The sequence below is a fragment of the Rhodococcus sp. C1 genome, assembly GCF_020809065.1.
GTDB classification, from domain to species: Bacteria; Actinomycetota; Actinomycetes; order Mycobacteriales; family Mycobacteriaceae; genus Rhodococcus_F; species Rhodococcus_F qingshengii.
Genome location: NZ_CP078080.1, coordinates 847,497 through 870,799 on the forward strand (window position 1 = coordinate 847,497; position 23,303 = coordinate 870,799).

The following is a 23,303-nucleotide window of genomic DNA, read 5'->3' on the forward strand; positions in this document are numbered from 1 at the left end:
GAATCCCCCGATCCCCTCCCCAAATCATACTCGAACATGCGTTCGAGTCAAGAGGTGCTTTTGGGCTCGCTCTAGGATCGCTGGATGTTCACGTTGACTACGGAACGCCTTGTTCTTCGAGATTTCACTGCCGCGGATGAAGGTGCCGTCCATCAGTACGCGTCCGACCCTGCCGTCTGTAGATATGTTGATTGGGGGCCGAACACCCCTGCGGTGACCAGGGCGTTCCTGGCTGACGCTGCACTAGAAGCTGCGCTCGTCGAACGTCGCACGTTCACCCTGGCCATTACGTCGAAGGCCGATGGAACGGTCATCGGTTCGGTAGCTGTGTGGGAAGTATCCGCCGTGCACAGGCGGGCGGAACTCGGTTTTGTCGTGGACCCGAAGTTTCAAGGGCGAGGCTATGCGTCGGAGGCGGGGCGCGCGGTTCTGGAATTCGCCTTTGCTCGCTTCGGAGCGCAGCGAGTGCAAGCAACGTGTCGTCCCGAGAACTCGGCGTCGGCGTCGGTGCTCACCAAAATCGGAATGGAGGAGGAGGGGCGAATGAGGGCACACATGGTGATCCGGGGGACCGCGGTGGATTCGCTGCTTTTTGCTGCAACACGACCCGCCGCCGTACAGCCAGAGATCACGTCATCTCACTTCGCGTGACCTTCCCGGGCCCTGGTGCGATACTCGAACCATGTTCGAGGATGCCTTGCTCATCGACGCGGCCGGCCAGCCCACTATGCAGCATCACCAGGCCTTTTCTCGGGACTGGGACCGCATCAAGGAGTGGTCCGACAACATCTACATGCCGTATACGGTCACGCCGATCGGAAGTCGGTTGAAGCCGGCTTCGGACATGTACTCCGCGGCAGTCGGCAAGATCGACGTCACCAGATTCTGTTACGGGATTCCGGTCTCCGTCGGTGAATGTTCGCCTGAGGCCGGAAACATTCTGGTTCTGACGACTATCAGAGGCAACGGTCGACATGCCCTCGGCGGAGGAACTGCGGTGAATACTGCCGTGGGGGAGACCTTTGTCGCCGACTGTAGCCGGACCGACTACTTCGTCGAATTCGACGAAGATCATCTGCAGCTGAATCTCACTGTGCCGCATCAGCTTGTCGCCGATCACGCCATGCAATGGTTCGGGTCGGTTCCCGACGACCGTCTGTGGCGGCACAAGTGCACCATTGGCGGGCGGGGCTCGAGTTGGCTGGCATTGATGGACTACGTCGTTCGCGCAATTGCAGAGTCGCCTGAGGCGATGTCGAGCGAAAGGCTGGGTGCCAGGGTTCAAGAACTCATCGCGGCTCAGCTTCTCGACGAGTGGGCGACGCAGGCCGGGATGCAACTCGGCGTCGACGTCGCCTCCGCCGAACCTGCCTACGTGCGATCGGCAGAGGAGTACATCGATACGTTTGCTCGCTCGGTGCCGACGGCATCGGAGATCGCGGCTGCGGTGGGTGTCAGTGTCCGGGCGCTCACTGCGGGATTTCGACGGTACCGAGACACCACGCCGGGGCAACGATTGCGCGCGCGTCGGTTGGAGGGTGTACGCGTCGAACTGTTGCGTTCCGACGGGAGAACCGTCTCCGAAATCGCCAACGCCTGGGGCTACGTCAATCTGGGCATGTTTGCGGCCACATACCGGAAACGGTTCGGAGAGTTGCCTTCCGAGACCCGGAATCGACTCTGAGGACAGTTGTTTGAACGGTCATGACGATCGTTTTACGCACTCGATGAACTGCCGTGATCCGTTGTTTCGTGTCGGAGCGTTCTGCAAGGATTGAAATCGAACGTGACAGCAATCCCACGAGCTAGGAGTACGTCATGGCAACTCGACTCAATCCGTACATCAGCTTCAACGGCAATGCCCGTGAGGCGTTGGAGTTCTACAAAGAAATCTTCGGTGGCACGCTGGCGCTGAGCACGTTCGGTGAGTTCGGCAATCCCGATGAAGGCGGCGACAAGATCATGCACGGAATGCTCGAAACCGATCAGGGATACACCCTGATGGGTGCCGACACTCCGCCCGGCATGCCGTACAACCCCGGCGACAACATCACGGTCAGCCTCAGCGGCGACGACGGCGATGTGCTGCGCGGGTACTGGGAGCAGTTGTCGGGAACGGGAACTGTGAGCGTTCCACTCGAGAAGCAGATGTGGGGCGACGAATTCGGCGCCTGTACAGACAAATTCGGCATTTCCTGGCTGGTGAATATCGGAGCGCCCCAGAGCTGACTCCAATCTCTGCCCGGTTCTGCCGAAACGAGACAGTTTTCCTGCCGTTTCGAGGCAGAGCCGGGTGTGTGATCACCGTTACATTCTGTTCGACAAGACAAGTTGCAAGTCGGATGGAGAAATGCAGTGACGATCGAAGATATTGCGCAGAAGCCCCTTTCGAAGCAGCGCCTCGACGACGTGCTGGCGCGAGCAACTCAGGGGGCTGATCGCGTCCCGGGTGTGGTCGCGATGATCACGGATCGAGAAGGCAACATCTACGAGGGTGCTGCGGGCGAGCGGACTCTCGGTTCCGGCGTTCCGATGACCCTCGATACAACCTTTGCGCTCTTCTCCACCACCAAGGCGATCACCGGTACCGCTGTCCTGCAATGTGTGGAGGAGGGATTGCTCGATCTCGATGCACCTGCAGCGACCTATGTTCCCGACATCGGTGAGCTGCAGGTCCTGGACGGTTTCGACGCCGGCGGAAACCCCGTTCTTCGAGAACCCAAGCGTGACATCACCACTCGCATGCTGCTCCTTCACACTGCAGGGTTCGGCTACGACTTCTTCAACGAGTCGTACAACCGGCTCTCACAGGAACATGGGCAGCCCAGCGTGATCACGTGTAGCAAAGCGGCGCTCACGACACCGCTGCTCTTCGACCCGGGTGAGAAGTGGGAGTACGGCACCAACATCGACTGGGCCGGACAGGTCGTCGAGTCGATTCGAGGTCAGCGACTCGGCGATGTCATGCGCGAGCGCATCTTCGAACCTCTCGAGATGACGGATACGGCATTCACGATGAGCCCGTCGATGAAGGATCGACTTGCACCGATCCATCAGCGCGAGAGCGACGGAAGCCTCACTCCGCTCATCGGATTCGAGCTTCCGGCCGAACCTGAGGTACATATGGGTGGTCACGGTTTGCACGGCACTGTCGGCGACTACATGAAGTTCATTCGTATGTGGCTGAACGACGGCGCGGGCACTTCGGGTCGCGTGTTGTCGCCGGAGACGGTAGCTGCAGCCGTTCAGAACGGGCTCGAAGGCCAGCACGTGGGGTTGTTGCCCGGAGTTCTCCCGACGCTGTCCAACGATGCGGAATTCTTCCCCGGTGTACCCAAGGGATGGGCATACTCCTTCATGACAAATGAAGAGGTGGCACCCACCGGTAGGCCGGCCGGATCGCTGGCTTGGGCGGGTCTTGCCAACCTCTATTACTGGATCGACCGGCAGACCGGCGTCGGCGGGTTCTGGGCAACGCAGATTCTGCCGTTCGCGGACCCTGGATCCATCAACGGATACCTGGAATTCGAGACCGCCGTTTACCAGTAACCGGCTGGATTCCCGCTGTCCGGGATCGACTGTTTCTTTCGGGCGGGTTCGGAGTACGCATGCAGTACAGCGCACGCTTGCATACGACGAACTAGGAGACGGCATGAACAGCCTCGAAGGCAGCTTCGAAGGAAAAGTTGCACTGATCACCGGCGCCGCACGCGGTCAGGGGCGCGCCCACGCTGTCGCATTCGCGGAGCGTGGCGCGGACATCGTGATCTGCGACCGGTGCGAGAACAGTGATGTCGTCGCCTACCCCCTCGCAAACGAGGAGGATCTGAAGGAAACCGTTCGTTTGGTGGAAGCCACCGGTCGTCGGTGCATTGCCGTCAAGGCAGACACTGCTGATCGCGACGCAATGGACGCGCTCGTTGCCCGCGCTGAAGCCGAGTTCGGCCGTGTCGACATCGCCGTCGCGAATGCCGGTGTGTCCGTGCCCGCTCCGATCACGTCGATGACGTCGGCACAGTGGAACGAAGTCATCTCGTCGAACCTGACCGGTGTGTTCAACACCGTTGCGGCCGTGTCAGGTGGAATGGCGGAACGTGGTTACGGTCGCATCATCACGATTTCCTCGATGATGGGTCGATCCGGTGGCACCCAGATGGCGGCGTACGGCGCCTCCAAATGGGGCGTCATCGGTTTGACGAAGAGTGTGTCGCTCGAACTGGCAAACTCGGGTGTGACCGTGAATGCTATTGCACCGGGGAACATCTCGACGCCGATGATTCACAACGACATGATGTACGCGATGATGCGGCCTGACCTCGAATCGCCGACGGCAGACGACGTCGAACCCGTGTACGCGACTCTGCATGCGCAGCCGGTCGGTTGGCTGGATCCCTTCGAGATCACGCGAGTAGTCCTGTTCCTCGCCGCCGACGCGAGTGCCCACATGAGTGGCATCGTGGTTCCTGTTGACGCCGGAGTCGCCGCTCGCTCGAACGCTTGACGGACAAGACCGTTCGCGCGAAAGCGCGGACCGGGTGGGTCGTCGGCGTCCTGAGTCTGAGCGGCGTGGTGGTCGCGCTGCAACAGACCTTGGTGGTGCCGGTGCTGCCCGAGTTCGCGACGGCATCGGGAGTATCGTCGGCCACCGCTTCGTGGCTGGTGACCTCGACATTGCTGACCGGTGCCGTCGCGACCCCTCTCATCGGCAGACTCGCCGACATGTTCGGAAAGCGCGCGATGATGCTCGTCTGCCTTGCCGTGATGATCGTCGGCTGCATGGTTGCTGCGCTCAGCCAGAGTTTCTGGTTACTGATCCTCGGACGCTCGTTGCAGGGGTTCGCGACGGCACTTCTGCCCGTCGGAATCAGCATCATGCGCGATGTCCTTCCTCCGGAAAAGCTCAGTGGTGCAGTAGCTCTCATGAGTGCGACGTTGGGGATCGGCGGCATGTTCGGTATGCCGATGGCGGGGGTGATCTCGGCGCACTGGGGGCTACCCGCGCTTTTCTGGGTCACCGGTGGATTCGGGGTCGTACTGATAGTCGTCTTGCCTCTGGTGGTGCCGGAATCGGCTGTGAAGAGTCGCGGACGCTTCGACTTTCTGGGAGCCACAGTCCTCACGCTCGCTATGACTGCACTGCTGCTGGCCGTTTCGAAAGGAACCGAATGGGGCTGGGCAAGCCCCGAGGTTCTGGTTCTGATCGCGTCCGGCGTGGTCTTGCTCTGTGGATGGATTCCGTGGGAACTGCACACGCCGGCACCGCTGGTCGATCTGCGGACTTCCCTTCGCGCTCCGATTCTGGTTTCGAACGTCTGCGCAGTATTACTCGGTTTTGCCATGTTCATCAGCGCGTTGGCGGCAACGCAGGAACTTCAGTTGCCCCTGGCGTCGGCGGACGGTCTCGGACTCTCGGCTGCCGAAGCCGGACTGGCGATGATGCCGGGCGGAGTCCTGATGATCGGATTGGCGCCGGTGTCGTCGAAGGTGACGAGGCGATGGGGAGCGAAGGCTACGTTGGCGTCGGGTGCGATCGTCATTGCAATCGGCTATGTCTTGCGTGTGCTGTTGGCGCCGACGTTGGTCAATATCGTGATCGGCGCTGCCGTGGTATCGGCCGGTGTGGCATTTTCCCTGGCAGCCATGCCGACGCTGATCACCGAATCTGCACCGATCCATCAGACTGCCTCGGCCAACGGATTCAACAGCCTGCTCCGTTCGGTCGGTACCTCCACCGGAAGCGCCGTTGCGGCAGCGGTATTGGCCGGTTCGACGGTGGTGATCGGTGCGAGCACTGTGCCGACCCTGCATTCGTTCGCGGTTTTGTACTGGATCGGAGCGGGCGTATCGGCACTGGCGGCCGCGGTGACCTTGGCAGTGAGGGTGGAGCGGACGGGGGCGGTATCGCGGCCCGAGTTACCAATTGCAGCCGAAACCGATGGCGCAACGAAGATCGGGTGAGTCGACGGACTCACCCGATCTTCGTCACCGTTATCTCCGACTGGAATCGACCAGGTACTCGAGATTCTGGTTGTACGGTGTGGCCGTCACCGCCGCGTGCGAACTCACCCGAGACACCTCGGTAGTGCCGCGAACGACAGAGGCCTTGATGGAACCTACTTTCAACGGGGCGATGCAGCTGCTCATCCCGGCCGGGGCATTGCAGGTGGTAATCGTGGTTCCCACCGTCACTTTGACGACTGCGGGAGCGGTCAAGAAGGTGAGAACCTCGACGGTATCGCGAGCGGGGGATGACCATTGGCGCAGTGTCATAGGGGCAGCAGAGCGATTGACGGGGACCGCGGAGACCGACTGATTGCGATAGACGAGATACGCGGTGTCGCGAACAATCGCGGGTGAGGCGCCGGAGCGGAAGCTGTACAGCCCGTAGGAACTCATGTCGAGTAACGCGCGCCCATGACCGGCGCTGGGTGCGAACGACGTTCCCTCGCTGTAGTCGTTCCAGGTGACGAGCTGTACCCATTCACTGTTGGACGCAATCGCAATCTGCCACATGTTCTGCAGATTCTGTGAATTCTGTGCCTCGTCGTAGATCGACTGACTTGGACGAACATCTTGGAAGGCGACTGGTTGCATCCATATCTTTCCCAAGGAGTGAGCGGCAGCGGCAAGTCCCATCGGAGAGTTCGGGTTCGATCCCGAGAGCGGATTTCCTGCCGGATTTCGATTACCCCAATTCGACATCCCGTAGCTTATCGATGCAAAAGAATTCCGGTTGGCTGCAGCGTCGAGGAAAACCGGAACAAATGCCACATTTATGCCGTAAGAATTCTTCATCAGAGTGATGAACTCCGACCACCAGCCCGCAGTCTTGTTTTCGGCAAGGAATGGAGATATCACGAGCCGTCCGTCGTTCAATTTGAACGATGATGCCATGGTCGAATACGGTTTCATCTCTGCTGCCATTTGAGCTGCGGTCATGTTTTTGAACGCGCCGTTCATATCAGGCATGAGCATGATCTTGAAATTCGGATCGACTGCTGCGGCCGCTTTGATCAGGGCGGTGGGCACGGTGGAACCCCACCAACTGGTGTCGGTTGCCTTGGCGATGATGTCGACGGAGAATCCGTCGATGCCCGTGGCGATTGCCGAACGAACTTCGTTTTCGAGGTCGCGTTGGCGCCACTGCGTATCGGCGATGGGTTGCCGCGGTGTCGGCCGATCGCGGAGGAATCCTCCGTAGCGAACGTGTTTGTTGTTCTCGCCGTTGAACGTAAGATATTGTGTCGCATAGTAATCGCCAGACGGATTCGCATTGTCGATCGAAACCGGATAGGGCGGGAAGTAGTGAGCGAAAACCAACTTTCCGTTCAGTGCTGACTTGGGTGGAATGTCGAAGGGCAGCGCTGCAGATTCAGGATTCGCCGAGAACGAGGCCGGCGTGTACGTCGACGCGGAGCGTGGTTGTGTGTTGTACGCGGCGATCAGTGCGGCCGCGACAATCACGGCCAGGGTGAAGCAGATGGTCTCGAAGGAATATTTCGCCGTTTTTCGGATCCACGGAGTTCGGATGTATCGAGTTCTGATACCCATGGCACAGTCAGCCTTTCTCGATCCCCCGAAGTGTGAGTCTTCCCCGCGTGCACTGAATCGGTGATTCAATTCTTTTCGGCCTCTGTCTGATTTGTAATTCGAGATTCGACACCATAAGTCAACCGTCACCGGCCCGAGTGTCACTTGCTGAACGAGTGTAACGCTGCCGCGTTCATCATGAATACCTGAAAGCGGTCTTTGTTCAAGAATTTCGGGTTTTTCTTTCCGGTATATATCCGTCGAAAGGTCGGTGAAATTTATCGGCTGTATTGGACAGGACTGGGACGTGTGGTCTGTTCCGTACCTCGTGGCCGAAAGGCACCGGCGAAACCAGGGAGGTGATTGCAGCCGGGCAACTGACGAAATTTCCTGGAATGTGTCGGCCTCCTGGGTCACACTGGGGAACGGACTACCGACGGATTACCGACGCGGGAGGGCTCATGACCGAAGCGATTGTGGCCGAGGGGCTGGTCAAGAAGTACGGCGACGTCACGGCATTGGACGGCATCGACCTGGAAGTGCGCGAGGGTTCGGTGATGGCTCTATTGGGCCCCAACGGCGCCGGAAAAACCACTGCGGTAAGGATATTCACGACGCTGCTCATTCCGGACGGTGGACGCGCCAAGGTTGCCGGGCTGGACGTGGTCGAGGATGCGCGGGCGTTGCGATCCAAGATCGGTGCTTCGGGTCAGTACGCCGCGGTCGACGAGTACCTGACGGGCTATGAGAACTTGGACATGGTCGGGAGGCTGTATCACCTCGGCGCCCGAAGCAGTAAGGCCCGAGCGCGTGAATTGCTCGAGCAGTTCGATCTCGTCGAGGCTGGAGATCGGCCGGTCAAGGGCTATTCCGGCGGAATGCGGCGACGTCTCGATCTCGCCGGCGCATTGGTTGCTCGGCCGCAGGTGTTGTTTCTCGACGAGCCGACCACCGGCCTCGATCCTCGGGCGCGACTCGGTCTCTGGGACGTCATCGAAGGGTTGGTGGCTCAGGGGACCACGCTGTTGCTCACGACGCAATACATGGAGGAAGCCGAGAGGTTGGCCGACCAGATCGCCGTCATCGACCGCGGCTCGGTCATCGCGCGCGGTACTGCAGACCAGTTGAAGGCGCGGGTCGGGGGTGAGCGCATCGAATTGAGCGTGCACGAGGTCGAACATCTCGACATCGTCCGCGAGGAATTGCGCTCGCTTGCCGTGGGGGACATTCAGGTTCAAGAGAATGTCCGTCGCGTCACCGTTCCTGTCGACGACGGCACCGACGCGTTGGTGGCGGCGCTGAATCTTCTGTCGGTACGAGGCATCCGCGTATTCGACGTCGGCTTGCGCAGACCCACTCTCGACGATGTCTTCCTCACACTGACCGGGCACCAGGCTGAACTGGAGGATCAGAAATGACCGTGCAGATGGCGCTCGAAGACGGTTTGACCATCGCCAGGCGAAACTTGATCAAGATCAAGCGCGTTCCGGATCTGCTGGTGTTCACCACTTTGTCGCCGATCATGTTCGTGCTCTTGTTCGCGTATGTGTTCGGCAGTGCGATCTCGGTCCCGGGCACGTCGTATCGAGAATTCCTGATCGCCGGAATCTTCACGCAGACGGTCATATTCGGTGCCACCTGGACTGGTTTGGGGATGGTCGAAGACATTCAGAAAGGAATCATCGACAGATTTCGATCGCTGCCCATGGCTCCGTCTGCCGTGCTGACAGGCCGAACATCGAGTGACGTGTTGATCAACGTCATCAGTTTGGTGGTCATGTCGTTGACCGGTCTTCTGGTCGGGTGGCGGATTCACTCCAGTTTCCTCGAAGCGGTGGCGGGTTATGCGTTGCTTCTGTTCTTCGCGTACGCGTTGTCGTGGGTCATGGCTGTTGTCGGGCTTTGGATCCGGACACCGGAGGTATTCAACAACGCGAGCTTCATCGTCATCTTTCCGCTGTCGTTCATCGCGAACACTTTTGTCGAGACCACCAATCTTCCCGGCCCGCTCAAAGTGATCGCCGAATGGAATCCGGTGTCGGCGGTTACTCAGGCGGTGCGTGAATTGTTCGGCAATACCAATCCTGCGATGACGGTTCCGGATGCGTGGCCGCTGCAGAATCCGGTCATCGCGTCGTTGTTGTGGACTTTCGGTTTGCTGATCGTCTTCGTGCCGTTCGCTATTCGTCGGTATCAGAAGGCAGTCAGCCGCTGACCTGGTGATTCCGGCCGGTAGGGTGGATATGTGCCGGAGCCCGAACGCATCGACAAACGCAGCCTGAGATACGCCGGGCGACGTGAGGAGTTGCTCGACGCGCTGACCCGTTACGTCATCGACAACGGTGTCGGGGAGTTGACGGTGAGGCAGCTCGCCAAGGCCGTGGGTGTGTCGCATGCGTCGTTGCTCAACCATTTCGAGAGCAAGGAGAATCTGCTCTCCGAGGTCATCGAGAACATGCGTGGTGAGTCCATTCCGATTGCGGTGCCGATGAAACCGGGGGTCGATCCGGCGACAGTGCTGACTGCGTGGTGGACCGAACGTACGACGCCGGAGGTCCTGCCGCGGTTCCGGGTGATGGTCGAGATCTACGCCCTCGCGCTCGGCGACCGCGACCGCTACGGACGGTTCCTGGACCGTTTTGTGGGCGATTGGATCGAGGCACTGGAAGCCGGTCTACGACAAGCGGGTTGCCCTGAGGACGATGTTGCCTCTGTCGCTACTCTGTTGCTCTCGCAAATGCGGGGTCTGTCGATGGATCTTCTGGCCACCGGGGACCGGGCCCGCGTCGATCGCGCGTTCGGGCTTTTTGTCGACGGCTTTGCCGCCCGCGCTCGGGAGTGGTCCACGCCAGGATCCGATCGCCTTCAACACTGACCGATCACCACGGTCGACGCGGTCTCGCTGTAGGTTGCCACCCGAGTGAGAAACCCTCCCCGAGTGAATGTTTCAACAGTCATTTCGACCTGCTCCGTACTCGTCTCGACGAGAAGACAGCCACCCGGTCGTAGCCACGGCGCGGCGTCCGCGATGATGCGACGCTGCAGGTCCAGTCCGTCGGTACCGCCGTCCAACGAGACCAGCGGTTCGTGAAGACGGGCTTCGGGCGGCATCAGCCTGATCGATTCGGTGGGGACGTAAGGCGCATTGGCGACGACGACATCCACGCGACCGAGTAATTTCGTCGGCAGTGGTTCGAATAAATCGCCTTCGAGTACACGCTCGGGCGGTGTGATGTTTCGGCGAGCGCACCGCACTGCGGCCGGTTCCACGTCTACCGCGTACAAATCGACGGCGTCGAGCGTCGACTGCAGGACAGCACCGACAGCTCCTGAGCCGCAACACATGTCGACGACGACGCTTCCTGGGGTGACAAGTGAGCAGGCCTGCCGGGCGAGGAACTCGGTGCGCCGGCGTGGGACGAAGACTCCGGAGTCGATGTGAATGCGCAAGCCGCAGAACTCGGCCCATCCGAGGACGGGCTCGAGTGGTTCGCCGGCAACTCGTCGGTCGACCATCGCGTCGAGTTCATCGCGAGAGCGTGCGGTGTGAAGAAGTAGGCGAGCCTCGTCTTCGGCGAAGACGCAACCTGCTGCTCGGAGGATCGCGGCCACCGACTTCTGCTGCGAAGCAGGGAAGGTCGGGAGATCAGGTGCTGACATGAGAGAGCCTTTCGGCCTCCTGATCTCGCGGGGGACCTGCACGTATCGAACACCGCCACCCTACCCGAGCAGGCGTGTCACGACGGTCGATGCGGAGCGGAAATTTAGGTTGACCAAATGGTAAGGCTGTTCTATGGTCTGAACTCGATCAGCTGATGTGGGGCCGATCACCACATATGCACCGTCACCGCAATCGGTAGGAGAAGTACGTGAGTAAGCGACTGTGTAGGACGCTCGTCGGACTGAGTGCGAGTGCGTTGGTGGCGTTGACAGTTGCGGCGCCGGCCGGAGCGGAACCGAACGATGCTCCGGGTGCTGTCGTGAGTCAGGAGTTGCTCGGTCCCGACCGGGTGATCCCGGGTGCCGTGAGCGCAACGAAGGTGACGTACTGGTCGACGGGCCCGAAGGATGTGCCGATGACGAGTACCGGTGTGGTGTATCGCCCAGAGGGAGCTCCGCCCGAGGGTGGTTGGCCGGTCATCTCCTACGCGCACGGGACGGTGGGTGTCGCGGATCAGTGTGCGCCGAGCAGCAGTGTTCCACTCGAACGGACCGCGACGCATCTGGGTCACTGGCTGGAGCAGGGATACGCGGTCGTGACCACCGACTACGTGGGGCTCGGAACACCCGGTGTTCACCCGTATCTCGACGGTCGTTCCGCTGCACACAGCGTTGTGGACATGGTGCGTGCCGCTCGTGCGGTCGACGACGACCTGTCGAGCGCATGGGTTGCGATGGGGCAGTCGCAGGGCGGGCAGGCGACTATGTTCACCGCTTCGCTTGCCACTGCTTACGCGCCGGAGTTGGACTACCGCGGCGCTGTCGCCACTGGTGTCCCCTCGAACATCGAGAATCTTCTACCGCTCGGTGGTCCGGCTTTCCCGGCGCTTCCGCTCAAGGGTACGACGGTCTACATCGCGAACGTTCTTGATGGACTGCGTGCTTCGCGGCCGGATATCGACATCGACTCGTATCTGACCCCGCTCGGCAAGACCATCCTCGACGACGTCGAGAACAACATGTGCTACACCGAGGCGCGCACGAAGTACGGAACCGTCACACTCGGGCAGGTGCTGACGAAGTCGCTGGACAATCCAGTATTCATGGAGGCTGCGCGTGACTTGCTCACTGTGCCGACCGCAGGATACGACCGCCCGTTCTTCATCGGTCAGGGGTTGTCGGACATCGATGTTCCGGCACCGCTGACACTGAAGTTCGCGGCCGACCTTACTGCCAACGGTGTCGACTTTGCATTCCATACCTATCCCACTGATCATCTGGGAACCGTTCCGGCTTCGGTTCCAGACAGCACCCCGTTTGTCGCGGCACTGTTCTCTGGTCAACGGCCCTGCACCGGAAGTCTCTGCTGACCAACATCTTTCAGGCGGCACCAACTCCGCGCAGATAGATGTCGATCGGGATCCGAAGTTGCCGAACGGTTTCGGAGGAGCGGGGATCTCGGCTACGCGCTCCGAGGCAGTAGTCGAAGATCAAGCCCTCCAGAAGGCTCAGAAAATTTTCGGCGGCGACGTCAGGATCGTCAACGCCAATGATGTCGAAGACAGGCCTTGCCTTCTCCCGTGAAAACAGGCTGTCTTCGAGGAGTTGGTGCAATGCCGAATCTCGGGGAGTTTCCAGGAGTAGTGCATATCTCGCGATCAATTCGTGTCTGCGGTGCGAAAGAAGATCATCGAGATACTCGGCCGTCAGGGCAGCAGGATCGCTGGGCCTCTCGCGGAGTTCGTCGAATATCGAACGTGACCGGTGCACGATGTGCAATGCGGTTGCTTCGAGTAGTGCCTCGCGAGTGCGGAAATAGTACGACGTCGAACCGGCAGGAAGTTCCAGGGACTGATCAACCGCCCGATGGGTGAGTGCACGCGGGCCCTGCTCGGCGATGATCGTGACGGCGGATGCCGCGATGAGGGCTCTGCGATCAGGCTTCATGCCGTTCCTTGCTGTCGATGTTGCATGCTGCCGGAGTTGAATGTTGCTGGAGTTGAATGTTGCTGATGGTGCGTCGTGAGGGTCACATTGACTCGATTTGCCTTCGATCACTAGCCTCGACTCTACAGACGTAGAGGAGTCTTATGCTACTGGACGAAGAGCAGTTGGCGGCACGCGAAGCCCTCGACGCACTGCAGGCCCGGATCTCGGGCGGTGAGGTCGGGGGTGGGATCTATCTCTGGGGTAGCGTCGGCCGCGGGAAGACGATGCTCATGGACGAGTTCTACGACGGGCTCCCGGTCGGCAAGCGGCGCATTCACTTTCATCGGTTCTTTGCAGATCTGCACTCTCGGGCGCATGAACTCGGCTCGATGGGCGTGGCACTGGATCACGTCGTCGATGGAATCCGTGTGCTCTGTTTCGACGAGTTCCACCTCGACGACGTCGCCGACGCCATGTTCATGGCAAGGGTTCTCGACACAATCGTCGCGAAAGGCGTGACTGTTGTCGTCACGTCCAATGTTCCGCCGACCGATCTTCTTCCCAATCCGCTTTTTCACGAGCAGTTCGTTCCGTCGATCGAGTTGATGGAGCGGACTCTCGAGGTGATCGAGTTGGGTGGCTCCGTCGACTATCGGACGGCAGGACAGCCAGGTGCCGGGGACTACCGATTTGCGACAGGGGAATTCCTCCTCGGCTCGGGAATTACGCGGCCTTCGGGCGAAAGTGTCGAATTGACGATAGGCACACGCACCTTGGAGTGCTCGGCGATTCGAGACGGTGTCGTCTGGTTCGACTTCGAGGTGCTGTGCACTGGTTCGACCGCGGCTGCCGATTATCTCGCGCTCGCCGCACGCTTCGACGACTGGGTGATCTTCGGAGTGCCGGTGCTCGCCCAGGCGTCGGAATTTGCCCTTCGCCGTTTCGCGAATGTCGTCGATGTTCTCTATGACGTCGATGCGCGGCTGACGATCTACGCCGACGCCTACGTCGAAGAAGTGGCAGGCAGCCTCCGGGACGTGCCGGGGTTGGCGCGCCTCTACAGTCGTCTGTCGCTACTGGCGAGGTCGGCGGCGGGCAGCATCAGTTGAGGAGTAGCGTCAATTCCAGGTGAGGCCGCCGGTCGCGGCGCTGGGCGTGAGCCCGAACATACTGTGGCAGATCCGGTTGAGATGGGCGCTGTCGGTGAAGCCGGCCTCGTGGGCACTGGTTGTCAGGCTTGCGCCACCGCTCATCACTTCCATGGCGCGTCGTAGCCGCAACCAACGAATGTAGGTCGAAAAACTCATCTGCAGTTGATCGTTGAAGATTCTTCCCAATCGGCCGGGTGAGATGGAGACCAGCGCGGCGGTGTCCGTCAGCGTTATCGGCCCTGAAAGTCGCTCGTGAAGTAGCGTCAGGGCATGCTCGAGCGCCGGGTGAAGAGCGCGTACGCTCGACGGCTGTCTACTTTCGGACAGTGAATCGATCAGCCTCGCTGCGTATTCCAGATCCGAATCAGCGCCGCGGTCCGTCATCGCTACTGCGGTCTGCCCACGGTCCGACCAGTCGGCCACACCACCGCGGCCCGGCTCCGGTGGCCTGATGCGCAGACCCATCCCGGTGGTGGAGTCAATGTAGATCGCCCGTCCCCGCGCACCCTCGGAGGCGGACAACGCGTGGACCGCCCCGGATGGAATGACCACGGACCGTACGACTTCACTGTGGCCGTCCCCGTCCGTGACCGTGACGTCCCCGTCGTCGATGATCATGATCTGAACAGCGGCGTGCGAATGCATGTGCGCGGATCCCACTGCGCCGGTGAACATGAGAATTCCGGGCTGCATGTGGACGGCGCCGGACCAGGTCATGTCGGAAATCATAGTGACGACCCTGACAGAGCTCGGGGTCCGGTCATCCTCCGGTAGGACCGAGCTCAGCCCGAAGATCGTGCGCTGGGCCGATGTGCTGGCGAGGGGTTCACGAGAAGGTGGAATCATGAACAACGCACAAGCACCCGCAGTCCTGTCGGTCCACGCGCTGGGCAAGTCGTACGGCGACGTTCCAGTGCTCCGAGGTGTATCGCTGGAAGTGCGCGCCGGTACTGCTACGGCCATCATGGGTCCTTCAGGGTCGGGCAAGTCGACTCTGCTGCATTGCATGTCAGGAATCGTCAAGCCCGACTCGGGAGCAATCCTGCTGAGCGGCAGGCATATCGAGAACCTCGGTGAGAACGACCGCAGCCGCCTCCGACGCGAGTCGTACGGATTCGTTTTTCAATCGGGCCAACTGTTGCCGGAGCTTCCGGCGATCGAGAACGTCGCTTTGCCCTTGGTGCTCAACGGGTTGTCCATCGCCGAAGCCAAGCGGACGGCGCACGGCTTCTTTGCGCCATTGGGACTGGACGGGCTGCAGGACCGTCGCCCGGGTCAGATGTCGGGTGGGCAGTCGCAACGTGTGGCGATTGCGCGAGCGTTGGTGACCAAACCCGCCGTTCTCTTCGCAGACGAGCCGACCGGTGCCCTCGACGCGCAGACGAGTTGGGAAGTGATGAGGGTGTTGCGTGATTCGGCTCAACAGATCGGTTCTGCGTTGGTCGTCGTCACTCACGATGCCGAAGTCGCTCGGTGGTGTGATCGCACGATGATGATGCAGGCCGGTTCGCTCGTCGGGACACAGGTGGCGGCATGAAGGCCACAGCGCGCGTTGCATTGATGACGGTGCGAGGTGAAGGCCGAAAGGCCTTGAGTACCTTCGCGCTTCCCGTAACGGCCTTTGCCGCCTCGACGACGTTGTTGCTGACGGTGCTCGGCGGCTACGGTGCATTTGCGGGCAGATCGAGCGAACCCGAAGCCGAGGCGTACCTAGCACTCGCAGGGGTTGCTTCGGTGTTGATGATCGTTCCAGCCGTCACTCTCGGCCTGGCGGCGGCCCGCTTGGGCGCGCGCCGTCGCGACGAACGACTTGCCTCGCTGCGACTCATCGGATCCACCCCTCGCCAGATCGTTGCGCTGTGCGCTGCGGAATCGGGTATCCAGGGCTTGGCCGGTGCGTTGATCGGTGTGGTGGGATACCTCCTCGCGTTGCCGCTCGTAGCTCTCTTGAGATTTCAAGGTCGGACATTCGAGTGGAGTGAGCTTTGGGTAGGCGCACTTCCGCTGGTGGGCATCGTATTCGGAATGACCATCCTGGCTGCTTTGACGTCGATGCTCGGGATGCGCCAGGTGTTCGTGAGCCCGTTGGGCGTCACGGCGGGCAATCCCAGCGCCGCACCGAAGATGATCTTCGCGGTGGCTGGGGTGGGGGTTCTTGTGGGATGGAGTGCATTCGGGGGCTCCGCGGCAAGCATCGCGGCAATCCTGGTGGGCCTTGGTCTCTGCTTCGGCGTTGTTGCGTTGGTCGGTCCGTTCGTCATTTCGCTGCTTGGACGGATCATGCTCAAATGCGCCAAAGACGGTGCTTCGCTGATTGCGGCGCGTCGGGTCTTGGACAATCCGAAGGCTGTGTGGCGCACGGTCAGCGGTGTGACGATGGCCAGCTTTGTTGCCGCAGGCACATCTCTCCTCGCCGCGATAGGCAACGGGGAAGGGCAGGATTTGCAGCCAGGGCAGGAGTTCCTGTTCGCGGACATGAGAACCGGGGTGTTGTTCACTCTCGGAGCAACATTCACGTTGGCGGCAATCTCGTCTGCGCTCACCCAGGTATCCGGGATCCTCGACAACCGTGAGCTGTATCGGAGTCTGACTCTGGCCGGTACACCTGTCGAGGTGATGGACAGCGCCCGCATGCGGCACGTTCGCACTCCCGTGGTGGTGATGGCACTGGCCGGTGCCGGCGCTGCACTGCTGTTCCTCTTCCCACTGGCAGGGGCAGCCGTATTGACCACTCCGATGGCGCTGGTTCAGTTGGGCGTCACCCTGGCTGTGGGGATCGCGTTGGTGTTGGCCAGTGCGTTTGCAGCCAAGCCCGTCATGCGACGGGTACTCGCGGGCTGAATCTCCGCCCCTCGTCCGTCAGTTCTGTCTCCGGAACGGTTCGGCCAACTGGCCGAGGTAGTCGTCCGGGTAGTCGGGCTTGGCCGCCATTCCGAGATCGTCACTGCTGAAGCGCTTTTCCGGATCGAAAGAATAAGTGCGGAACAGGTGATCCCAGATCAGAGTGAACAAACCGAAATTGACGTCACCGATTCCCGCCCACTTCAGGTGATGGAATCGGTGGCCGGCGTTGAGGGCGAGTATCGGACGCAGGGGGCCGATGCGGTAGTCGGCATTCGAATGCTGAAGCAGGAGTTGGACAGCGACACAAACCGCGAGCGCCGAGGCAACTGGAACGGGCATCCCGAGGAGGATCAGTGGCAGGACGCCACCGGCGGTTTCGAAAGTCTGATGCACGGGGTGCTTCATCAGTCCGTTCATACCGTAGAACCGTTCGAGGCTGTGATGAACCGCGTGGAAACGCCACAACCATCCAACCTTGTGGCTGATCAAATGCACCACGGTGATGCCGAAATCGGCAACCAACACTGCGAAGACGACCTGAAGGACAAACGGAAGACCGCTCGGCCACAGCCCGTCGAACGGAATCACCGCGGCCATCAACGGGATTACCGCGACGCTGACCAAGATGAGGGATTCGTTGACAAACGCATGGACAGCGTCGCGAAACCTGTCCGGTCCCGGGGCATTCCACGAAGATTCGTAGGGAAGCGCCCGTTCGGCCGCGAAAGAGCAGACCACTGCGAAGAGAATCAATGCCACCAGTGACCATTTCGGCGCACCGGATGCCGCCAGCGCGATTGCGGCTCCGTTGATTCCCAAGAGCATGAACGGGACGTACCCGTATCTGACGATGAGGGTGAGCATGTATTCGATGGTGCACGGCGCGGGTGGTCCTCGACTTGTACGAATCGGTCGACTTTCAGTCAGCCGAACAAGCGGTGTCGCGTTACTTCGTCAGCACGGTGGCGAGTGCAGCGCTCAGATACGGAGTGATGTTCTCGACGACCCGTGTCACGATCGCAGTGGCGACGTCAGCCGGTTGCAGTGGCACCGACGGTGTCTGCGGCAGCGCCGGGGGAGCAGGCGGAGCGGGCTCGGACATCATCGGCGTGTAGGTGTTGTGCTTCGTGAAGTAGCCGAAGACCGAATCCACGAACACCTCGGGCGCATCACGCGGCTTGGGCATGTTGCAGATGCCGTCACCCTCGATGCAGACTTCCTGCACTGCGATGTCTCCGAATCCGCCGCGTGCTCCGGACATCGTCGCTCCCGGAACGACATTGGGCACTACGGTTTCGATGCCCCCGGCCGAGTTGCGAGGGTCGGCGTAGAGGACGCCTTCGACTTGCGATTGGGGAATGGATCCGTCACGTGCGATGTCACCGAGAACGTCGCCGGCAATCCGTGCTCCCTGTGAGTATCCGGTGACGACGATCTCGCTGCCCGGGCACTGAGCGTGGAAAGCGTTGACTTCGGTGCGAAGCGTCTGGGCGCCGGCGGCAACGCTCTGGTCGTACGTCTGTTCGCCGAGCGGCCAGAAGCTGGCGGGGTAGGTCACCGGCTTGGAGGCGTAGCCCTGGGCGACGTAGCGGTCGGTGACGGGTTGCGTCGTTTGTCCCGTCGGATCCCACGTTCCGCCGACCGCGAATACCGCACCGGCCGGGCACGACCCACCGTCATACGGGTCCGCTCCGGCAGGTACCGACATCACAAGAGTCACCCCCGCTGTGACTGCAACCGTGCATGCCACTGACATCGCGTATTTCCTCATCGGGCCTGTCCCCATCTATCTACGTTCTCGTTCACTGGCGAGACAACCCGCGGTCCGACGCGTTTCGTTCGGTACTGAAGAGAATGGTGATGGGGCGATAAGTCCTGGAGGTAATCCGTGCGTAAACAGGAAGTTGCCGACCGGCGCTGTTTACTACCAGCGTGTGTGGGGCGTCACGGCGTCGGTACCTGCGGCGGGTGATCCGGCTCGAGGAGGGTTCCGATCTCCTTCCCCATCGACACGGCGTTGTTGAGGTCCGCGTTGGTTGTCGGCCCGAGTGTGGCGTAGACGACGATCGTCGTCTTCGAATCGGGGTAGTAGAGCGCGAGACCGTTGTAACCGCCGTACGACGGGTTCATCACCAGCCAGCCGTCGAGGTGCCCGGTCCCGAAGGAAAAGAACTTGTCCGCCGTCATACTTCCCAAGCCCGCAGTCGTCGGCGCCATCTGCTGCTCGAAAGCCTTGTCGGAGAGTAACTCTCCCGTTCCCAGCGCGCGCACCCACTTTCCGACGTCGGCGACAGGCGCGTTCATGTTTCCGCTGTGCAGGAACGCCGTCGGATTCCAGAAAGTGGAGTCTTCGAATACTCCACGTTCATTGGTGTAACCGTGCAGGATCGGTTCGTCCATCTGCGACGTGAGTACAACGCTGCTGTGATCCATCCCGAGTGGATCGAAGACGCGCTGCTGAAGTAGTTCGCCCAGCGGTTTTCCAGTCGCTTTCTCCATGACGTCGCCGAGCAGCGTCAGGTCGCTGTGCGCGTACGCCCAACTGGTGCCGGGTTCGAACAACGGCGGGCGGGAGTTGGCAAGATCCAGGATCTCTCGAGAGGTCCAGCCCTTCATCGGGTTGTCCGTGAAGAGTTTGAGGAACTGTGGATCGGTCACGTAGTCGGAGATGCCCGACGTGCTGTTGGCCAGCATTCGCGGAGTGATGGTGTCTGCGCGCGGAAAGTTCGGTTCCCACTTCGCGATCGGTTGATCGAGGGGAAGCGTTCCCTCTTCGTCGAGTTGCAGCAGGACTGTCGAGAGCATCGGTTCCATCGGTTGGCCGACGCGCAACTGCATGTCGGTTGTCGCCGGAACTCCGACAGGGGACTCTCCGACGGCGCCGAGAGCAACTTCGTCGTCGCCTCGCCACACCCCGAACACAGCGGCACTGAGGCCCAAGTCGGCCACTTGGCGGCGGACGATGTCCGTGATCTCGGTGGATTCTCGACTGCTCGAGGTGCTGGGAGAGGCGCTGCCCGTGTTTGTTGCGGAGTCATCGTCGGAACTGCACGCAGCGGTTGCAATGGCAACGGTCAAGGCGATCGACAGAGCAGACAGCCGCACCCGAGCGCGGTGGTGGGAGGAAGTCATGCCTGCGATCCCTTCGATGTGGAAATCGAGCAACCGACGCCGAGCAATGTCCCAATTGGCCGAATTTACCGCAGTTGGAAGGAGGAGGGGTCAGATCGACCGTATAGGCGCAACTGCTGTTCCAGTGCAGTCCTCATTCGGGTGCCGCGTCCGGTTCCTCTCGCAGGTCCTGCGCTTGCTGAAGCTCGGCGTTGATGCGACGGGCTTCGGTGAGTTGGTCTTCGAGGATGATGATGCGGCAAGCAGCGTCGAGCGCCGTGCCGTTGGCTACGAGTTCGTGCGCGCGGGCTGCGATGCGCAGCTGGTAGCGGGAGTAGCGGCGATGTCCGCCCTCAGAGCGTTGTGGGGTAAGCAGTTTCGCGGCATCGAGGCTACGAAGGAAAGCTTGCCTGACACCGAGGATCTCGGCCGCATGTCCCATGCTGTACGCAGGATAGTTCTCGTCGTCGAATCTGCCGGAGGGGTCCCCCGGTGGTGTATCTGCCGGAATGGCTCGCTTCTTTCGCTGAACGGACGGGGCCCCCGGCGCGAGGAGCGCCGGGGGCCGGATGGGGTTGAACTTACTTACATAACTGCATTCTTTCGAACTTCCGGACTCGCACAAGACATCCGGTAGCCGCTTTGAAGGGGGGTGCCGGGTCCGACTACACACTCACACACGAATTCGGCCCCGGCACGTCCCTGCCCTGCGGTACTGCTTGCGGGTAGTTCATCTCTCCCGCATCTCTTGACTCGTTCCTTGCTACGAGAAAAAAGATACAACAGCCTCGCGAGAATGTCTACCCTGACCGCTGTAGATATTTTGTTGCGAACATTCTAGGTGTTGATATTCAGGAACGGCCTGGTCACCGGGGGTGAGAGCGCTCAATGTGAGTCATAGGAGATGGATCTGGGACAATGCTCCGATGCGAAATACCCCGAAGTCCGAGTCGTTGTTGCGCGCCCGCGCGGAGAGGGAAGAGCGCACCGGCTCCTCCGAGCATCCAGCTGATGGCGCGCCGAACCCCGGAGAGGACTCGTCGTCGTCCGAGCCGGGGGCACGCAGCGACAGCGCCACGATTCGGTCGGCTCGGTCCGAGCTCTCAACTCACGCCAGGGCAGTGGAAAGTATGCACGAGGCGATCCATCCTGATCGCGATTGAGGCAGCTGCCTCGTCGGGATGCGGGGGACTCCTTCATCCCGCTCACTGCAACGCACGACGGCCGCCGCACTCCCGAAAGTAAGGGGAGTGGCGACGACCGTCGAGTTGTCAGAGTGTGCGCTCAGTACTTGAACCTCAAGGCAGCAACTGGTCCAGGAAGGTGTTGCTGAAGACCTTGTGCGGATCCAACGCGTTGAATGCGGCGTTGGCGGTGTCCCAGTTGTCGCTCGATGGGACGCCGTCGCGGTAGGTCTGGGGGAGGCCCTGGGTGATGATCGGGGTGTCGGTGTACGGCTTGTCGGGGCCGAACGCCCAGCCCTTGGACCACTCGGGGCGGAAGGTGGCGTCGTTGTTGTTGTAGTGATTACGCATCCACTGTTCCATTTCGCGGTAGAACGCGAACATGCCGGGGGTTCCGGGGACGCCGAGGACGTTGAGCCAGATGGCGGTGTCCCATTCCGGATGGTCGGGGCGCGGGCGCATGGCCGAGATGGTGGGGGCGCCTGCCGAGTCGACCTCGACATCCGACGGTTGATCGAGGCCGCAGCAACGGATTTCGACGGGGCCGTTGAGGGGGAACTGTCCGATAGAGCGGTAGTACTCCATGCGACCGTTGAACCACTGGGTGAAGTCGTGGATGACCTGGCCGATGTTGGCGCGCGAGGTGATGACGGCTCCGCCGCCCTCGGTCAGGCGCAGGGTGGTGGCCCGGATGTAGAACTGGACGTCCTTGGACCATCCCCACAGGTCGTTGGAGAACGTCGCGGCGAGTCCGGCAACGGTGGTGGCGTACATGATCTGCCCGAATGCCGGTGCGATGCCCGGGTTTCCGGAGTTGATCTGGCCGATCATGTCGGTGACCGGCTCCGGGAGGTTGTCGGAGAAGATGTAGTTGTACGGTCCGGTCACCTCACGCGAGAACGGCGGCTTGGTGGGTGCAAGTGACCACACCTTCATCCACGGGCGTTCGGTGAAGGGGTACCAGATTGCTTCTGCGCGACCGTTTTCGCGGACGAACTTCTCGAAGGTGCGTCCGGACGCTCCGCGGGCGCCGAAGAGTTCCTGCCAACCGATGTCGGTGTGGCTGACGCAGCGCATGCGGTAGTTGGGGGCGGCCTGCAAGGTGACGGAGGTGAGGAAGGTGCGTCCGAGGTGAGTCAGCAGCGGCTTGATCGCCGCGTCGCTACGTGCATACGTCTTCAGTGCGTACTCGCTGCCGTTCCAGACCACTGCGGTCAGGGACGTGACGAGGTTGGAGAGTGAGCCGAAAGTCTGTCCGGGAACGTGTGCTTCGCCTTCGGCGGGAAGAGCTGCGCCGTGAGCGTCGACGGCGAGGCAGCCGGCAATGGTCAACACACCCGGCGCCGGCAGGTTCGCGAACCCGAGGCCCTGTGCCTGCAGTGCGGTGGTGATGGCGTCGAGGGTCGCGCCGGGTCCTGCGGTGACGGTGGCTGGGCTGCCACCGGCGTTGACGGAGACGCCGGTGAGGTGGACCGTGGTGTCGGCGAGGATGACCTTGTCGACCGGCGCACCGTTGACGATGGTCAGCGGCGTCCAGCCGTGCATGGCACCGCGGGGACGAATGGTGTAGCCGTTGGCATGGCCCCAGTTCGCGAGGCGGACTACGTCTTCGGGCGTCTTGGGCGAACAGGTCCAGATCGCGTCGAGCATGATCTCTTTGGACCAGTTCTGATATGCCTGCTGGTACAGCGCGATGCCTTCGGGGAAGGCAGGCGGCGGCGTGAGGGTGGAGACAGGACCACCCGCGGAGCCGGAGGAGCCGGCGGGGACGGCATAGGCCGGCGTCCAGCCGGCGAATGCGGTCGCTGCCACGGCGCCGGCTCCAGCGGCCATGAAACCTCGTCGGGACAGTCGGAACTTTTCGTCTTGTGCCGTCATCTTCGGGCTACTCCAT

At 61.2% G+C, this 23,303-nt stretch carries 23 protein-coding genes; 14 read left to right on the forward strand and 9 right to left on the reverse strand.

Annotated features, from left to right (window positions below):
- Positions 1–84 precede the first annotated feature (84 nt).
- From KTR60_RS03890 to KTR60_RS03915, 6 genes are all read left to right on the forward strand, one after another.
- Positions 85–651 (forward strand): GNAT family N-acetyltransferase, encoded by a 567-nt coding sequence (locus KTR60_RS03890; protein ID WP_118606818.1) that lies wholly within the window; start codon positions 85–87, stop codon positions 649–651.
- 31 nt (positions 652–682) lie between these two features.
- Positions 683–1,684: an AraC family transcriptional regulator gene (locus KTR60_RS03895; RefSeq protein WP_228401875.1), complete on the forward strand. Its 1,002-nt coding sequence runs from the start codon at positions 683–685 to the stop codon at positions 1,682–1,684.
- Positions 1,685–1,818: 134 nt separating this feature from the next.
- Positions 1,819–2,229, forward strand: coding sequence for a VOC family protein (locus KTR60_RS03900; protein ID WP_042920520.1), 411 nt, complete (start codon positions 1,819–1,821; stop codon positions 2,227–2,229).
- A 180-nt stretch (positions 2,230–2,409) separates the two neighbouring features.
- Positions 2,410–3,549, forward strand: coding sequence for a serine hydrolase domain-containing protein (locus KTR60_RS03905; RefSeq protein ID WP_228402258.1), 1,140 nt, complete (start codon positions 2,410–2,412; stop codon positions 3,547–3,549).
- Between the two features lie 103 nt (positions 3,550–3,652).
- Positions 3,653–4,501, forward strand: coding sequence for a mycofactocin-coupled SDR family oxidoreductase (locus tag KTR60_RS03910; RefSeq protein WP_003945658.1), 849 nt, complete (start codon positions 3,653–3,655; stop codon positions 4,499–4,501).
- A complete protein-coding gene (locus tag KTR60_RS03915; RefSeq protein WP_007734043.1) occupies positions 4,498–5,958 on the forward strand; it encodes an MFS transporter in 1,461 nt (486 codons plus the stop codon). Before KTR60_RS03910 ends, KTR60_RS03915 begins: the two co-directional genes overlap by 4 nt.
- Positions 5,959–5,988: 30 nt before the next feature.
- On the opposite strand, the gene KTR60_RS03920 is transcribed toward KTR60_RS03915, so the two are convergent.
- Positions 5,989–7,947: a glycoside hydrolase family 71 protein gene (locus tag KTR60_RS03920; protein WP_228401876.1), complete on the reverse strand. Its 1,959-nt coding sequence runs from the start codon at positions 7,945–7,947 to the stop codon at positions 5,989–5,991.
- A gap of 44 nt (positions 7,948–7,991) precedes the next feature.
- On the opposite strand from KTR60_RS03920, the gene KTR60_RS03925 reads away from it, so the two are divergent.
- The 3 genes from KTR60_RS03925 to KTR60_RS03935 are packed head-to-tail and all read left to right on the forward strand — an operon-like array spanning position 7,992 to position 10,405.
- Positions 7,992–8,948: a daunorubicin resistance protein DrrA family ABC transporter ATP-binding protein gene (locus tag KTR60_RS03925; protein ID WP_019746865.1), complete on the forward strand. Its 957-nt coding sequence runs from the start codon at positions 7,992–7,994 to the stop codon at positions 8,946–8,948.
- Positions 8,945–9,745: an ABC transporter permease gene (locus tag KTR60_RS03930; RefSeq protein WP_003945537.1), complete on the forward strand. Its 801-nt coding sequence runs from the start codon at positions 8,945–8,947 to the stop codon at positions 9,743–9,745. The genes KTR60_RS03925 and KTR60_RS03930 overlap by 4 nt, the downstream gene beginning before the upstream one ends.
- Positions 9,746–9,775: 30 nt before the next feature.
- Positions 9,776–10,405: a TetR/AcrR family transcriptional regulator gene (locus KTR60_RS03935; RefSeq protein ID WP_192711918.1), complete on the forward strand. Its 630-nt coding sequence runs from the start codon at positions 9,776–9,778 to the stop codon at positions 10,403–10,405.
- Here the strand turns inward: KTR60_RS03935 and KTR60_RS03940 are convergent.
- Positions 10,396–11,190, reverse strand: coding sequence for a putative protein N(5)-glutamine methyltransferase (locus KTR60_RS03940; RefSeq protein ID WP_192711919.1), 795 nt, complete (start codon positions 11,188–11,190; stop codon positions 10,396–10,398). The two genes, KTR60_RS03935 and KTR60_RS03940, sit on opposite strands and share 10 nt — an antisense overlap.
- Positions 11,191–11,399: 209 nt before the next feature.
- On the opposite strand from KTR60_RS03940, the gene KTR60_RS03945 reads away from it, so the two are divergent.
- Positions 11,400–12,560, forward strand: a complete 1,161-nt coding sequence (locus KTR60_RS03945) for a lipase family protein (protein WP_228401877.1) — start codon at positions 11,400–11,402, stop codon at positions 12,558–12,560.
- 10 nt (positions 12,561–12,570) lie between these two features.
- On the opposite strand, the gene KTR60_RS03950 is transcribed toward KTR60_RS03945, so the two are convergent.
- On the reverse strand, positions 12,571–13,137 hold the full coding sequence (locus tag KTR60_RS03950) for a TetR/AcrR family transcriptional regulator (RefSeq protein WP_007734055.1): 567 nt from the start codon (positions 13,135–13,137) through the stop codon (positions 12,571–12,573).
- A 143-nt stretch (positions 13,138–13,280) separates the two neighbouring features.
- On the opposite strand from KTR60_RS03950, the gene zapE reads away from it, so the two are divergent.
- Entirely contained in the window at positions 13,281–14,228 is a 948-nt protein-coding gene (gene zapE, locus KTR60_RS03955) for a cell division protein ZapE (RefSeq protein ID WP_193595648.1), read from the forward strand.
- A gap of 9 nt (positions 14,229–14,237) precedes the next feature.
- Here zapE and KTR60_RS03960 read toward each other — a convergent pair whose 3' ends face one another.
- Complete coding sequence (locus KTR60_RS03960) at positions 14,238–14,987, reverse strand: helix-turn-helix transcriptional regulator (protein WP_228401878.1); 750 nt, start codon at positions 14,985–14,987, stop codon at positions 14,238–14,240.
- Here KTR60_RS03960 and KTR60_RS03965 point away from each other — a divergent pair.
- Together KTR60_RS03965 and KTR60_RS03970 are read left to right on the forward strand one after the other, a co-directional pair.
- A complete protein-coding gene (locus KTR60_RS03965) occupies positions 14,962–15,807 on the forward strand; it encodes an ABC transporter ATP-binding protein (RefSeq protein WP_054188043.1) in 846 nt (281 codons plus the stop codon). The two genes, KTR60_RS03960 and KTR60_RS03965, sit on opposite strands and share 26 nt — an antisense overlap.
- Positions 15,804–17,111: an FtsX-like permease family protein gene (locus KTR60_RS03970; RefSeq protein WP_054188044.1), complete on the forward strand. Its 1,308-nt coding sequence runs from the start codon at positions 15,804–15,806 to the stop codon at positions 17,109–17,111. Before KTR60_RS03965 ends, KTR60_RS03970 begins: the two co-directional genes overlap by 4 nt.
- 18 nt (positions 17,112–17,129) lie before the next feature.
- On the opposite strand, the gene KTR60_RS03975 is transcribed toward KTR60_RS03970, so the two are convergent.
- The 4 genes from KTR60_RS03975 to KTR60_RS03990 all read right to left on the reverse strand — a co-directional run bounded on the left by KTR60_RS03975 (position 17,130) and on the right by KTR60_RS03990 (position 20,667).
- A complete protein-coding gene (locus KTR60_RS03975; RefSeq protein ID WP_054826812.1) occupies positions 17,130–17,978 on the reverse strand; it encodes a sterol desaturase family protein in 849 nt (282 codons plus the stop codon).
- An 82-nt stretch (positions 17,979–18,060) separates the two neighbouring features.
- The gene (locus KTR60_RS03980) at positions 18,061–18,870 is read right to left on the reverse strand and encodes a PE-PPE domain-containing protein (protein ID WP_228401879.1); all 810 of its coding nucleotides are present in this window, start codon (positions 18,868–18,870) and stop codon (positions 18,061–18,063) included.
- A 188-nt stretch (positions 18,871–19,058) separates the two neighbouring features.
- Positions 19,059–20,246, reverse strand: a complete 1,188-nt coding sequence (locus KTR60_RS03985; protein WP_050794088.1) for a serine hydrolase domain-containing protein — start codon at positions 20,244–20,246, stop codon at positions 19,059–19,061.
- A gap of 133 nt (positions 20,247–20,379) precedes the next feature.
- A complete protein-coding gene (locus tag KTR60_RS03990) occupies positions 20,380–20,667 on the reverse strand; it encodes a MerR family transcriptional regulator (RefSeq protein ID WP_003945791.1) in 288 nt (95 codons plus the stop codon).
- 484 nt (positions 20,668–21,151) lie between these two features.
- Between KTR60_RS03990 and KTR60_RS03995 the strand changes: the two genes are divergently transcribed.
- Entirely contained in the window at positions 21,152–21,388 is a 237-nt protein-coding gene (locus KTR60_RS03995; protein WP_125050305.1) for a hypothetical protein, read from the forward strand.
- A gap of 135 nt (positions 21,389–21,523) precedes the next feature.
- On the opposite strand, the gene KTR60_RS04000 is transcribed toward KTR60_RS03995, so the two are convergent.
- Positions 21,524–23,287, reverse strand: a complete 1,764-nt coding sequence (locus KTR60_RS04000) for a cholesterol oxidase substrate-binding domain-containing protein (RefSeq protein ID WP_007734073.1) — start codon at positions 23,285–23,287, stop codon at positions 21,524–21,526.
- Positions 23,288–23,303 lie beyond the last annotated feature (16 nt).